A 14,967-nucleotide genomic window follows, 5' to 3' on the forward strand; every position below is an offset into this window, starting at 1 on the left:
AGATACAAGGATTATGGAGGAATCGGGACGTAAATATCTCACAGGTTCAATTATGCTGTCAAGAAACGAAGATGGCAGTTCACCAGAAGAGTATTTTATCAAATCAGTAATAGGAGAAGGTGGTTCGACAGTATGCTATGAGGCTACCAGAACACTTAAGGATGGAATTGTAGAAACAGGAAAACTGAAAGAGTTCTATCCGGTCGATTCAGTGGTCGGAAATCAGGCGTGGTATTATTCTTTAGAGCGTCTTCCAAATGGACAGCTTGTTCCAGGTGCAGGTACAGTGCGTAAATTTGACGAGATGTGTCAGGATTATCTCAGTACTTATAAGCTGCTAAGAAAAGTAATGGTGGATAATCCTAAAAATGAGATCCTGAAAGGATATATACAGCACGGGGAGATACTGTATGGAAGTATGACTCAGTCGAATACTGCAGCAGCGAAATCGCCGCTTGCATTCTGGAAAAAGAAAGCAACTGATTCAATAGATGATGTGGATCTCCGGAAACCTACTGTATATATTTGGTCGCCAGGTGTACCAGGTAAAGGCTTCGATCTGTATTTGGCAGAAATCAAGAAGAATCCGGCTAAAAATCCGGAAAGCAGACTTCAGGATATTCTGTGCGTGATTGATGCGTTGACAGATTGCATTAAAGCTCTCCATACAGCAGGGCTGATGCATATGGATATTAAACCATCTAATTTCTTGGTTCAGTATGATAGTGATTTTGAGATTAAGCCGAATAATATCTCTCTGTTTGATATTAATACGCTTTGTTCCGTGGATAGTGAGTATTTACGTGTGTCTGGAACCGAAGGTTTCTGTGCGCCTGAAGTCACTAAGGGAAAAGCAGATAACAGGTCCGACATTTATTCAATTGGTGCAATGCTCTTTAATGCGATTGTGATTACAAAGGATATTCCAGATGGTCTGTATCGGGACTTTTACTATTCTAGTATTGACCAGTTGGTGAAGCATTCTGCATTATTCCAGGCATCTGAAACTAACTCCGATGCGGCTTTGATGTCCAGACTTTGCAAGATTCTCGAAAAATGTTTGGTAAAGGATCCTAGAAAACGTTATCAGAGTTGCTCAGAGCTGAAACTTGATCTGGATAAAGCGAGACAGCGATTAACAAAAATGCTATGGACTCCTGTCGAGAAAAGCACTGAAGGTTTATCAGAGCCTACAGTTGTTATTCAGAAGCTTCTTTATGAACATCCGCTTTATGAGACGGTCAATGACCAGGCAAAGGACATTAATGTTTTAGTAATAGGATCGGGTACTTATGGTCAGAAATTCATCGATGTTTGTTTACAGTCTGGGCAGATGTCTGGAATTAATTTGAATATTGTTGCAGTTTCAGATGAACCGGAAGAAGATAAAGCTGCATATTTACGTTTTAGACCGGCTATTTCAGAGTTTGTAAATATTAATGGTTCAATGGCTGGGAATGAATCACTTTCATATGCAAATGTAGAATTCCGAGGTGTGGGAGAAATTAGTTCTGATAGTGCCGAACGATTAAGATTTACTAACAAGATGTCTCAACTGAACCGGGAAATAATTCAGGCTCTGATTCTCCAATCTATGGAAGCACAGAAAGAATATGATTATGTTTTCGTATCACTGGGAAATGATGCTCTTAGTAAGTCGATCGCGAGAGTATTCTCAGAGGAGATAGATCATGCCTGCCCTGTTTGTTACGTAAGTCAAAACAAAGTGGCGTTTAGAAAAGCGGATATTCAGAACAAACTGTATTCTGTATGTGTAAATGATCCTGTGGATGTTGCATCAATTGATCAGAGATTAGGCGAAATGGCATTTAACACTCATGTTTCTTGGAATGATTCGCTGAATATTGATGTGACAAGCGAACGTAAGAAGTTTTTTGAAGGAGAAACCGAGAAGGATAAGTATAACAGAACTGCTTCTTTAGCATTTGCATTGTCAGTGAAATATAAACTTCATAGTGTTCAAATTGATTGCTCAGATTTGCTTGAAGCAGCTAAGCTGTTCTCAAAGCAAGTTTTAGAAGCTCGCTTTACAGAACCGGAGGCCAAAGCAAAATTTGATAGATTGGTAGATCTGGAACATAGAAGATGGTTAATCGAAAGAGCTGTAGACGGCTGGACTGCACCTAAAGATGATAAGGGGAAATTGCTCCTTGAAGATTGTGTCGTTCGAGCAAGCGTAAAAGATGCTGTTAATAGAACTCATCCATGTATGGTACGTGGCTCAGAAACATCACCTTTGAGCGATCCTAAATACATGGAAAACAATCATGCTCTGTGGAATACAGGAGAAATTGATGGCAAATTAGATGAATTGGACCGAATGTCTATTGAACTACACAGGTGTTTCCGGAGTCATGCGGAAAAACTGAAAAAGGACAATTTATTCCAGAATCCAGATTTACTGTTTATTCAAAATTTGATTCCTACAGATTGTGATGAGGCAGAACGTGCATTCAAACAGTTCCAGTTTGCTTTAAAGAACATTATTAACGGAGTAGAAAGCTATAGTAGACAGTATGGCTACTACCAGGATGTGTTTAAGAAATCACTTGCGTCATTAAGTGATGAAAGTAAAGCGAAAATTGAAGAACGATTAGCTGTCATTGAGCATGCATTTTTCCCGGTTGTAGAAAGCAATCTTTATCGCAATTATAAGGCTAATGATGAAGTGCTTATTGAAAAGATTCCATTTATTCTTACCTATCACTATATGCCAGCAATTGCGATGGCTTTTGAAGATGGAAAGTATCAGAATGGTCGTAATGAGGCCGTTTTTGCAAATGTAGCAGCGGCTACTGTATTAAGTCCAGAAGTTATCAGATTCTTATACTGTTTTAATAAGTCCTCCGATATTGATCTCTTGATTCGGAAACTCGATGCGATTCTGAACTATTTTGGTAAAAGGAATGTGCATTGCGGCATTGAAATGGCAGTTGCCTGCCTGAGTGAAGTCCCGAATAAAGAAAGGGAGAAGTTGCAGCGAGAGCTGACAAAACTAAATAAGAGTTATTCGAAGGTTAATGGAAATGCCTGGTTTGAGAAGGATACCATTTATGATGTAGATAGTTATGCAGAGGCGGCGCAGAGATTTGCAGATTATCTAAAGGAGTTTCCTGTTGATCTCTATGATGGTGGAAATCCACTCTTCCCTTCTGCATATGATAATGCTGTATTCATCGGCCAGATTACCGGGCTAAATATTCCGTATTTTGAGTTTGATTGGAGAAACAAGTCATTTTCTAAACGAATCAATTGCGAGTATTTGAAATATGTTAAGGATGCATCCTTTATTAGAATAAGGGATATGTTTGCTTTGATGAATGCATCTGATAACAGATTTAATTTGCCGGAATTTGCAGATGATTACGAGGCATTGTGGAAGATTTATACCGGAGAATACTTAAGCTTTAAAAAGTTTGAGAACGGTGTTGGAAACTGGAATCGTCTTTGCATGTGTTTAGATAAGTATGAATCTGATCAGAAACCACTTGCTAAGATGGCAATCAGCACATCAGATTCACCATCATATAAAACTCTAACCTACTTCTTGCCGGAGTTCTGTTTCTCGACGGTAAAAATGTTGATTCAGAAACTGCAGGAATATGGTATTGCAGAGAAAGAATCTAATATCATGACACACACTAGTGATACTTGCAAACTCGAATTAAGAATCAATGGAGAGTATGAACAGGCACTGAATGCAGTGTTTGTTAATCCTCAGATTCTGTTGCCATATTATGGAATTGATGTGCGTAAGTACAAAGCATATAATTCTGACTATGTTGAGATCAAGTGTAATAATCTTACTGTTACAGATGCGAATCTTGATGTGGACGGTACCGGCCGTCAGAAATTTGCGTTTGGTGTGTTACAACAACTTGAAAAAGAGCATTTCGTAAGCCAGTTGAAGCAGAATGCAACGGATCCGAGACTCGTAAGTTTTGTATATTCATCACCAAGAATCAAAAAACTCTTAACTAGTGCTGGAGAAATCCTCGAAGTATATGCGTACTATGATGTTCTGAAAACGGGATATTTTGATGACGTAGCAAGTGGTTATGAGTTTAGTTGGGAGTCTGGCGGTGTTAAGAATGAGCTGGATCTCGTTCTCACAAAGGGATTTAGAAGCATTATTGTTGAATGTAAAGCTGTTGTGGAGTTAAAGCTGGATTACTATCATAAACTTCATAGCATTGCGGATCAGTTCGGTATTGGAACAACCAAGGTGCTCTTAGGCAATACATATGCACGTTCCAATGCAGTAGCCAATGAACTTAATACTATGCAGAGAAGCAGAGGAAGTCAGCTGCATATTAAGACCATCTCCAGCGAGGATAGAATCATTAACATAGGCCAAACCCTCAAGAATTTGATGGAAGAAAGCTAATATTTGTTACCGGTGGATGGGATGTCCATCCATCGGTAATTATGAATCAGAAAGGAGACTTTATGTCAGAGAATAAATATAATCCGATACCGGTTGACACTTCCGATGTTATTCTTCCGGAAGAATTGCTGGCACTTACTGAGAAAATTGCCGAGAATGTTCATGATGTTTGGGCGGTGGGACGCATTGCAGAAGGATGGACATATGGTCCGGTTAAGGATCTTGAAAAGAAAACCACACCTCAGATGGTAGCTTATGACGAGTTGCCCGAGGGTGAAAAAGAGTATGATCGTAATACGGCACTTGAGACCTTGAAGCTCATTGTGAAGTTGGGTTACGAGATAAAGAAAAAATAAAGATACTTCAAATAGCGATAAAAGGTACGGGGGATGTAGTGATGGAAAGATGTCCTTTCTGCGGTTCAGAAGATATATATTACAGCAAAAAAAGAAAAATATTCGTGTGTGAAGACTGCGATGAAACATTTAGTGAACATCAGCTTTCTACATTCCAGGATAAAAATCAAAGTAAGGTTGGACTGGATTTGTTTTTCAGTTATGGCCATGATAAAAACAGAGTGCTCGTTGAGAGAATCAAGCAGGATCTTGAAAAAAGAGGACATCGTGTTTGGATTGATACAAGTGAGATAAAAGCCGGTGATCATTGGAGAAATGATATTCTAAATGGCGTAATGAAATCAGCCAACGTTATTGCTTTTTTATCAGAGCATTCAACTAGAAATCCAGGAGTATGTTTGGATGAGCTAAAGATTGCCGTTTGCGTAAAAGGTGCAAATGTAAAAACAGTTCTTCTTGAGCCAGAAAACCGGATAAAGCAGCCATCTACTTTATCTGATATTCAGTGGCTTGATATGAGTGAGTGGTCTGATATTCGCAGTACTTCTCTTGAACAGTTTGAAAGCTGGTATCAGTTAAAATTTGAGGAGCTTTGCAGTGCAATTGAAGCCGACGATTCATTTGAATTAAACGGTGAGATTCATACGCTAAAAGAAAAACTATCTCCATATTTGAATACGGAAAAGGAATATAGACTTCTTTCAAAAGAATTTTATGGAAGGAAATGGGTCGAAGACTATATTGAAGATTGGCAGGACAGGCAGCAGACAAAGTCGCTTGTTATATATGGAAAACCGGGATCAGGTAAAAGTGCATTTTGCGTGAATTATTCACATTATAACTCAGACGTATATGGTTGTTTTTTATGTGAATGGAACCGTGAGTTTTCCATCAATCCACACCAGCTAATCAGAACGATGGCATTTCGACTTGCAACAAAGCTGCCGGATTACCGAAAGTTGTTACTTCATCAATTAGAGCAGGTCGATAATGGACTGGCAGAAATGAAAGATGATGCTTTGTTTGAATTCTTGCTGTCCTATCCATTAAATCACCTTGTTGATGGCGGCCGTGAGACCGGAATGATTATTGTTGATGGTTTGGACGAGGCTGAAAAGGACGGAATAAATCCTTTAGCAGCTGTCTTTGCAAGATGTGTCGAACGATTGCCGAGATGGATCCGCTTTATCTTTACTAGTAGACCAGAAAAAAGTGTCATCTCTCTATTTGAAGGCGCAAAGACATTGGATTTGGTAAATGATATGCCAGATGGTTACAATGACATTATGGCATACTTGTTGAGAGCCTTGTCTATTGAGTTAAAGAGTATTCCTAATCGTTTAGAGGTCTTAAATAAAATATGCGAATTAAGTGAAGGCGTATTCTTATATGCTGAGTTGCTTGTTGATGACGTGAAAAACGGAGCAATAGACTTAAGCAATCCTAATTGTTTTCCAAGAGGGCTTAGTGATTTCTATCGTTTATCTATGGAGCGTAAATTCAGGAGTCGTGATGATTTTGAAAAAATCAGAAGTTTCTTGGAATTGCTTGTAGTATCAGATTCTATTCCTGAACAAATAGTTATAAATGCTTGCAATTATTCAAAGTATACATATTTGTCAAATCTTGATTTGGTAGGATCATGGGTGAACCGACAGGATGGAAAATATACAACTTTAAATTTTATGCATAAATCAGTTTCTGACTGGTTAACGGATGATATCAGGAGCGGAATATACTATGTAGATAAAAGGCATGGTGCATTATTATTAGCTAGATTTTGTAGACAGTATGTTGATGATACAGGAGAGAGCTTAAGTAACAAGTCATCCTATCTGTTAAATTATGCGAGAGAGCATATTGGAGTATTTTATGTATTGGCGGAAGCCTTCTCTGAATTCGAAGAGTTTTTAGTGAAAAACGCCACAAAATTACCTCCTTTTTGGAAGACATGGAACTTATTCCCCAAAATATGGAACCATGATAATCTGCTGAAAGCGTTCTGGGAATCTGAATCTCGTGATGAATTTTGCATTATGCTTCAACGCGAAGGTAACACAAGTCTTCTTCAGTGGATATTTGCGTTGGCAAAAGAAAAGTATGGTATTGAACAATTTGACCCTAGCTTAGTGTCTGTTTATATAGATATCGTACATATGTCAGGTGATTATGTCGGGGCAGTTGAAATTGCAGAGCAATACTTGGAGGGACATACGCAAGATGAAATCATGAATAATGAATTTCTTGCTATGCTGAATGTGAGACGAATTCATCATTCTATGTTCTATAAGCCTGTGCATAGATTAATAGATGATGCTTTGAGTATTTTGACTCGCTCAAAAGATTTATATCCAAAAGTAACAAATGAGCTTCTATTCTTAGTTGGTGGAAACTTGGGAGTTCTTTCTGGAGATTGGGAGTTTGTGAACAAATGGCTTACGATATCCGAAGAATATTCTAAAAAACACGGTTTGGTAGATTATTCAAAGAGAAATGCTCGTAAACTGGCAGATTATTATTGCCATATGAAAGAATATGAAAAGGCAAAGAGCATTATTCTCGACTATGTTGATCAACATGATGTGATTTCAGGGCGTTATGAAAATTATCTTGTAGGTGCACTGGGTAATATTTACACCTGCATGGGATATTACGATGAAGCATTAGAGTGCTATGAAAGCGTCCTCCAGTATTCTACGGCAAAAGGAATCATTGGTTGGGCAGCTCATGCCAACCTAGGCATTGGGAATATCAATTATCATTTGGGAAATTTAAAAGAAGCTGCAGAGTTTACTTCAAGAGCTTACAGTATGTATAAGCAGATTAAACAGGAGTGGGGTTTGATCATGAGTGGAGCCCTTTTAGGAGCTTGCGAGAGCAGAGTAGGAATTGCACCAATCAAGGTTACTTGTCAGAAGAGTCTTGATTTGGCACTAAAAATGCAATACGGTTCTTGCACTGAGGCGATTGACGAGTTGTGTGATAGTTATAATGATTATCTTAAACTCTATTTTTTATAATGGAGGAGCAGAAATGGGAAAAATTATAAAAATTAGCAATGAAACAATTATAAAATCCTTAGAGAATACTACCCGGCAGTATTTTGCAGGTAACCTCTCGAAGCCGCAGGAAATCGAATTTGTGAGAGACGAGAGATTGGAAATAGGTATTTCCAGTTATCCAGACTACAAGTATGAACCTACACATGTCCATAGTGTGGCAACGGAATATCAGTATATGATTAGCGGTTGGACAGAGTACATGGATGTGGAAACCGGTGAGGTTTCGGAATTTCGCAAAGGTGATTTTTATGCAATTCTTCCGGGGACTGCATATGCCCAGCGTGTGAAGGCTGGGACTAGTATTCTTTTCATCAAAACCCCTTCTATTAATGATAAACAGTTGGTAGATATATCTGAAGAACAAGAAAAATGGCTTACGGAGAGGATGAAAACCATTAGAACGGATTACTTCTACCGAGAAGATGCTCCGGCTGCAAACTCAATCAAGCCAGCGGCTGCAGTGGCAATTTTAAATAATAATAAAGAACTGCTAATGCTTCATAGAAAAGATAATAAAAAATGGACTATGCCTGGAGGTACATTAGAATTTGGCGAAAGCATGGTTGAATGTGCATTACGTGAAGTGAAAGAAGAAAGTGGCTTAAATGTTGAAATCAAGGATATTATTGGAACATATACGGATCCTAATATCCGTGTTGCTTATTCAGATGGAGAGGTTCGCCAAGAGTTTACAATCGTTTACTATGGAGAAACAAAAGATTTTGACGTAAAGCTGGATGAGGAATCAAGCAATTTCGTTTGGGTGCCTCTAGATGAAATTCAGAAATTGCCGTTGGCTGACTCTCAAAGACGTCGTATTTCAGATGTTATTTCATATTTAGAAACCGGAAAAAAAGCACTTGGATAAGAAATGGGCAATTGCATAGAATGAAGAGGTAATAGTAGAGTGAAACAAAAACTATTTATCAGTTATAGCCACGAAGACATGAAGACGGTTAAACAGTTCGCACTTCAACTTTCTTTGCGTGGGTTTGATCTGTGGATGGACGAAAAAAACATTTCTTTCGGTGGAAATTATACCACAGCAATTTTACATGGGATTCATGAAGCAGATGTGTATCTTGTTTTCTTGTCAGAGAATTCAATTAAGTCGCGTTGGGTAAATGCAGAAATTGATTTTGCATTAAGAGAAAAAATCGAGAGAAAAAAACTCATTATTGTTCCTGTTCGCTTGGATGATTCTGAAGTTCCAGTGGCGTTATCCAATATTGATTATGTTGATGCACGCTTTTCCGTGATTGCAGCAGCTGATGAACTTGCAGAGAAATTTGGAACGGCTGATGTACACAAGGAAGGGGCAACTGACTTCTTTGATATTTTAAGTATTGCTTTTGAAATATCAGAGAAGACCGCTGTTGAGGTTGGACCATTTAATGAAGGCATTACTACATCTGATCTAGAAGACAATCGTGAGCAAATTCTTAAGAACCTTAGAAAGAAGGCGCATGGTATCTTAATGAATTTTGTTTCTGCTGAAGACTTTGATTTTCAATCTGCCTTACCTAAGTACAAAAATGGTATGTACGAGGAGAATGTCCAACGTATATCAGGAAGTACCAATGGAAGTATTTGTGAAGAGGTAAGAGTAGAAGCTGTTGTTTTTAATCCAAACGAGAAAAAGGTAAAAAGGTTATTAGATGAAAGAATTTCGATTCTTAACATCAATGCTATAACATTTGGTTTTTCGGTTCCGGTGAGTGAGCAGGAGACTCTTTTGGACATTGGGAAAAAGTGTCTTCATCGATTGCAGGAAGAATACATTATCCTTTCCTATGATAATAGTGAAGGGGCAAAAGTTGAAATAGGTGATGATTTCTATCTCTCATTCATGCCATCAGAAAGCGTTCTGAAAGTCAGATTGAGTACGAAGCATGATTGGCAATTTGAAGATCGTATGAAGAAATTTTCCGTAATGGAGTTTTTGAAGAATATGATTGACAATTAGATGTAAGTTCTATCAGGCAAACATTTTCAAAGGGGCATGTATTCATAAAATATGCTGCTGGTCGTCAATCATCTTCAGGGAGGATGAATAATAAAATGAAAGAAATCAACAGGATACATACCCCTTATCGTGGGGACAGTCCCTATATATTTATTAGTTATTCTCATAAGGATTCGAATGTTGTATTTGATATTATTGGTCAATTGCAAATGAAACAATATCGAATCTGGTATGATGAAGGAATTGATCCTGGAACAGAGTGGGATGAAAATATCGCTGAACATGTTGAGAATTGTGGATATTTCATTGCATTGCTGTCAAAAGCGTATTTGGAATCATCAAATTGCAAAGATGAACTTAACTACGCTAGAGAATTAGAAAAACCACGTCTGTTAGTCTACCTGGAAGATGTTCAGTTGCCGGGTGGAATGCGGATGAGATTAAGCAGACTGCAGGCAATTCACAAATACAAGTATAGTTCGATTGACCAATTCACAGCAAAGCTGGTAGAAACCAACGGATTAGAAGTATGTCGTGGATATTATGAGCCAATAATTGTAAACGTAGATGAGGACATTTTCTACAAGCCGGATCTTCCAAATGCCAACAAACGACTGATTATGATGGTTGACACTTCTGGAAGTATGGCGGGAACAAGAATTACCTCTCTTAATAAAGCAATTTGCCGAATCCGTGATCAGATTAAAGAGAAATATCAGGATGCGGTAGCGGTTGATATATTAAGTTACAATACATTTCCATCTTGGGTTTCACAAGGTGATCTTCCCCTAGAGGCATCTGGAATGACAAACTGTGGTGCTGCTCTTCGCCATTTGAAGTCGTATGGCAAATGTATTCCAGAGGATAGTCATTGTGCGGTTGTATTTACTACTGATGGATATCCAACAGATCAGTATAAGGACGAATTACACATTCTTCAGGATGAGAAGTGGTTCTCTACAGCGGTAAAATTTGCGGTTTCTATTGGTGACAGTACCAATTTGTCAGATGTTTGCGAGATTGTTGATTCTCCGAATTCAGTGATTAATGTGTTGGATGAGTTTGATAATGTCCTAGAAGGATATGTAATGGGAGCGGTTGCTTCTTTGTTCCGTATAGAAGAAAGTAGAACCGCAATCACAGGAAGAAATATCTGTGATTGGAATGATCATGACAGAATTGACGAGCCGGTAAACTGGAATCTTTCAGGAGATGGTACATTAACAGTTCGAGGATTTATCATTCCGGATGCCTATAGACCAGAGCCTGATGTTCCATGGAGAAAGCACAGAGAAGAGATAAAAAAGGTAATAGTCTCACAAGGAATCAGAATTATTGGAATGCATGCGTTTTATGATTTACCTAATCTTAAATCTGCAACTATTTCTCATTCCGTAACAGATATAAGATGTGGTGCATTTGCAAATTGTCCAAAGCTGGAGAAAGTTGAAATCGGGAGAAAAACTTTTGATATAAGTGATTTCAAACAAATTAAGTATGCCCCTGCAAATACAGTAATTGTTTGGCCAGAGGCGTTTGCTAATACTGCTTATTCTGAACCGGATCCATGGGTTCCAGGTACGGATTATGACTATTAAGAAATGACTTAATGATTCTCATTAAAAGAGAACTCTTTTTAAGAAAGACGCCTTTAAGCATCAAGGGGGTTAGAGATGAATACTATATTTGTTTCAAGTACGTTCCAGGATATGCAGCAAGAGAGGGACGTATTACAGAATTCGGTTCTACCGAGAATAAAAGAACTTGCAAAACAGTATGGAAAAAGTATTGACTTGTGTGATCTTAGGTGGGGCGTAAATACGCTTGGAATGAGCGAAGCTGAGAGCGCTGCAAAAGTTCTGCAGGTGTGTTTTGATGAAATTGATAAGGCTAGACCGTTTTTTATTGCAATTTTGGGTGATGTCTATGGATGGGTACCGAATATCGAAGTTGTCGAAAAAAGTACGATTGATCGTAACATAACAATAGATGATCTGCTAGGTAAGAGCGTTACCGAGATGGAAATCAGTTATGGGGCTTTAAAAAGTACAAGTTCAAGTGATATTCGGTTCTATTTTCGTGAAATCAAAAACAAAAAGAAAGGGTTATTTTTGAACTCGGATATTCCGAAGTATTATACCAGAGGTACTGCGGATGATAAAAAACGAATGCGAACTTTGAAAGAGAAAATTGAAGCTAAGTTTTCAAAACAAGTTCGTAAGTATTCAGTTTCATGGAATAAAGAAACATCAAGATTTGATGGTATGGATGCATTTGCGGAGTTACTGTATCAGGATATAAAAGAAATGATTATCCAACGATGGGGTGCTATTCCAGAACTATCTGAATATGAGAGACAGCAGTATCAATATCAGTATGCAATCGATAGTGATGCTCTTTGCATTAATGAATCACAATATATATTGTCTTCAAAAATGAACCAGAACTATTTGCAGTTAAATGAATCAACTATGCATAAGCAAAATTATGTATTGATTTCACCTGACGAACATGGGTTAGATGCACTGTTCTCTTCATTATGTAGAAAGTACAAATCTAATGGAGCTGTAATTATTCCGTATGAGTGTACTCAATCTGTTTTGGCCTCTTCAACAGAAAATATGCTTCGTTATTTTGTGACTATCTTAGAAAAACGAGAAGATAAGAATACTGATATTACAGCGGAAGAATGTGCTCCAAGGAAGAAGTTTAATGCCATATTGGAAAAACTGGATGAGAATCTAGATTATCCAATGATATTAGCAGTACGCAATATTCACTATTTGGACAGCGATAATATTTTGGAATGGTTACCGCTTAAAAAATACCATAATATTCATTTCCTCATTTCATGTGATAAAGTATTTTCAACCCCATCACAGTATAAAGAAATAAGCGCAGAGTTCTATTTCCAAGAGAAGCATATATTTAGTCGTAATCACTTGATTGAGGCATATATGGCGCGTTATCACAAAGAATTGGACCAACGGGTATACTATGCACTTCTGGAAAAGTCTAATGAAAAGGATAATCAATATCTGGAACTATTAATGCAAAGACTTTTAGTCTTATCTCAGGATGATTTTGAAGAGATAAAAAATAGCGGAGATGGTATGGATAAGATCTCACAATATCTTCAAAAAATAATTGATGAATCACCAGATAGTACCGTTGACTTTGTATTGGAACAAAAATCTCTTTTAGAGGTAGAAACTAGTGCCAGATTTGTAAGATCAGTTTTGGCCATTCTGTCAGTACTTCCATATGGTATTTCGAGAAGTGATTTATACAGAGTTTTACAAGCTGATAAGATCTCTTTCAGTACACTTGATATGACACTCCTTTGTAGAAGATTACCTAACGTTGTCAATATTACCTTAGATGGCCATTATCGGATGCTGCAAACACAAGCTTCAAGTATTATTTCTGGAGATTTAGTCACTGAAAAGGAAGAGTGGACGGAACTTCTTGAGCACTATATGTCTGAACACTTCGGATTGATGGAAAGCGATAATAAAAGACAGATATCTGAGTTTTATCGTAGCCAATATCTTGAGGTTGCTGTTAAAGCCGGTAAGTCAGATGTTTTAGGATCTTACCTGATGAATATCGGATATGATGCTGCGTATTTCTCTATTACATTCTATAATCTTGTGGAAAAACGGGGTTTGCCTTTAGAAGCATTAAGACTTAATTTTTCGAAGCTTTCTTTTGACGACACAGAATGGATAGCAAATGTATTATACCGCTCACTTTCAGAACAGAAGCTTTTACTCAAACAAAATTTCACACAAATAGTGGTCGGTCTTTGGAAAGAAATGCTGACAAATCTGCGAAGACATTGGAACGAATCAGAACGTTATAATCATTGCCTTTTTACAGTATTGTATGAATTAGGCGAAATGATGCATTTATGCAAAATAGAGAATCCTGAGAAATATCTAATTGAGGCTAAAAGGGTTTCAAAAGAGAACTTCAGGAAGTATCCATGCAGAATTTGGAAGGTACTTCATGGGGTTGATTTGACGGAAGAGGAAAAAAAGAGAGGCTACGAAGGAAAAGAAATTCCTGAAGATAGTGATGTTATGTTTGGGTTCCATGGCGAGATTGAAGATATGGAACTTGAGCAGTCATGGAGTGACAGAGTAAGAGTCATTAATAATTATTTATCTATTATTTATAGAAATGGTGGTAATATCAAAGCGGCTGAGGAATTAGAGAAGGAGTCGAAACTGATATCACATATTTCAGACCCGGATCCGCAGCACAAAGGTCAGAAAGAACTTGTGGGAGGCATTACGGTGATTTGGCCTGATGAAATTGAGAAAGGGAGTAGTATTAGAAAAAGGCGTTATAAACCAGATTTGAGACGCAACTCCGCACTTCAGATAGGAAGGGAGGCACATAAGCTTTATTCTGCAAGCCAGTATACGGAAGCAGTCAGAAAATACATCGAATCAAATGACATACTTTTGGAAATTTACGAAGATGGATGCACAGGTGAATATTATGATCTTCCAGATGATTCTGAGAATTCTGACGATCTGAGAAGCATGATTAAAAATGAATGTGCAAGAGATTTGAGTTTGAATTATCATGATATGCTAGGCTGTATTGTGAAAAATGAAAATGATCCGCGCCTGTTTACTTTTATAGATAAAATGCTTGAGTGGGCACACATTTATGATGATTATCGGAATAATATGCAGAGTAAAGGATCATTAGAAGATGACTATCTTGTCTCGGCAACTATATATTTTTATAGGAAAAATCGTGCGTCCTTTAGGGATCGGATCATTAGTGATATTGACAGATATTATACATATCGCCTGGAGGCACACATGAAAGGTGAGAAGACAGACAAGTCAATCATGCAGAATCGTTTCCAGGCAAATACCATTCTATATGAGACTGTTATCTCTGATCCAAGTATTGGGGCATCCGTTACAGATCTGTTGTTAAAACAAAGCAATGCAGCAGTCAAAGCAAATGATTTTGACGGATTCGTGAGCATAACAGAGCTGATCGAAGATCTCTTGAAATGGATGTGGAATAATTCATATAACTAAGACTTCCCATACCCAAAATGGGCTTCGTACCTTGAAAATTCAATATTTCAGCTAACAAAATAGCGATTTATGCTTTAGCTGCCCGCGAATCAAGTGCATTTTGCAG

7 protein-coding genes are annotated in these 14,967 nt (G+C 37.8%); all 7 read left to right on the top strand.

What is annotated here, in order from left to right:
• Nucleotides 1-13 precede the first annotated feature (13 nt).
• Nucleotides 14-4,408 carry a Card1-like endonuclease domain-containing protein gene (locus ACTNB3_RS14085; protein ID WP_441026392.1) on the top strand — a complete coding sequence of 1,465 codons (4,395 nt, stop codon included), beginning with the start codon at nt 14-16 and terminating at the stop codon, nt 4,406-4,408.
• Nucleotides 4,409-4,470: 62 nt separating this feature from the next.
• Nucleotides 4,471-4,764 carry a RyR domain-containing protein gene (locus tag ACTNB3_RS14090; protein WP_441026394.1) on the top strand — a complete coding sequence of 98 codons (294 nt, stop codon included), beginning with the start codon at nt 4,471-4,473 and terminating at the stop codon, nt 4,762-4,764.
• A gap of 41 nt (nt 4,765-4,805) precedes the next feature.
• Nucleotides 4,806-7,784: a TIR domain-containing protein gene (locus tag ACTNB3_RS14095; protein ID WP_441026396.1), complete on the top strand. Its 2,979-nt coding sequence runs from the start codon at nt 4,806-4,808 to the stop codon at nt 7,782-7,784.
• Nucleotides 7,785-7,797: 13 nt separating this feature from the next.
• Nucleotides 7,798-8,694 carry an NUDIX domain-containing protein gene (locus tag ACTNB3_RS14100; RefSeq protein WP_441026398.1) on the top strand — a complete coding sequence of 299 codons (897 nt, stop codon included), beginning with the start codon at nt 7,798-7,800 and terminating at the stop codon, nt 8,692-8,694.
• Between the two features lie 39 nt (nt 8,695-8,733).
• Nucleotides 8,734-9,792, top strand: coding sequence for a toll/interleukin-1 receptor domain-containing protein (locus ACTNB3_RS14105; protein ID WP_441026400.1), 1,059 nt, complete (start codon nt 8,734-8,736; stop codon nt 9,790-9,792).
• An 83-nt stretch (nt 9,793-9,875) separates the two neighbouring features.
• Entirely contained in the window at nt 9,876-11,390 is a 1,515-nt protein-coding gene (locus tag ACTNB3_RS14110; RefSeq protein WP_441026402.1) for a TIR domain-containing protein, read from the top strand.
• A gap of 75 nt (nt 11,391-11,465) precedes the next feature.
• On the top strand, nt 11,466-14,861 hold the full coding sequence (locus ACTNB3_RS14115) for a DUF4062 domain-containing protein (RefSeq protein WP_441026404.1): 3,396 nt from the start codon (nt 11,466-11,468) through the stop codon (nt 14,859-14,861).
• Nucleotides 14,862-14,967: the final 106 nt, after the last annotated feature.

Origin of the sequence: Bariatricus sp. HCP28S3_D3 (genome assembly GCF_052065755.1) — a bacterium.
Taxonomy (GTDB): domain Bacteria; phylum Bacillota; class Clostridia; order Lachnospirales; family Lachnospiraceae; genus Allocoprococcus.